The sequence below is a fragment of the Treponema sp. R6D11 genome (assembly GCF_054786075.1).
The window spans coordinates 1-648 of sequence record NZ_BDHD01000657.1 but is presented as its reverse complement, the minus strand read 5'-3'; the positions used below and the strand labels follow the sequence as shown (position 1 = coordinate 648).

Annotated in this window: 1 protein-coding gene; it reads right to left on the bottom strand. The window is 48.6% G+C overall.

The window, feature by feature from the left end:
- The coding region (locus tag ACYVTD_RS15320) for a histidinol-phosphatase HisJ family protein (RefSeq protein WP_461248565.1) at positions 1-562 on the bottom strand (562 nt) is incomplete at its 3' end.
- Positions 563-648: the final 86 nt, after the last annotated feature.

The following is a 648-nucleotide window of genomic DNA, read 5'->3' as shown; positions in this document are numbered from 1 at the left end:
GCCATAAATTTTTACCTTGGCAATTTTTTTTAAGAAGGTCCGCGTGCCCCAGAATTTCAAAGCCGCCGAGCGCTAACATTTCCGCCTGCGCGTCGTAATAACTGTTCATAAGTGCCTGCGCGTCTCCGTTAAAACCTTCGTTAAGCCCCTGAGAAAATTCTTCCGGCGGGCCGTCCACCGTAAACGGTTTTGCGCCGTTAGCGGGAACCAAATAATGAACGCTACCAATTAAATAATCGGGATTTGCTTCCGTTATGTCGCTATCCAGCGCGGAGCGCAATCCCTTGATGTAATCGATTTCAAAGCCGAGCAAGACTTCCAACTTGCCGCGCCAACGTTTTTTCGCCGCAAGAACCTGTTCGATATACTCTTCAAACTTATCGTCTTTCAAATGCCAGTCGCTCTCTATGCCAGTTTTTTTTGTAATAGGCGCGTGGGCGCTAAACCCTATCGCGCAAAGTTGATTTTCAAAAGCGGCGCGGCACATTGTTTCTATGTCGTCTCTGCCGTCGCAGAAAACGGTGTGTGTATGAACGCTGGAAAATTGCGGTATCTTGCTCATTTAATCTCCATTATCAAAGCGCCGCTTTTTGGATCGCGTGTTCCTGTGGCGCTGGTAGCGGCGCTTTTTTGCACAAGTTCCCCGGA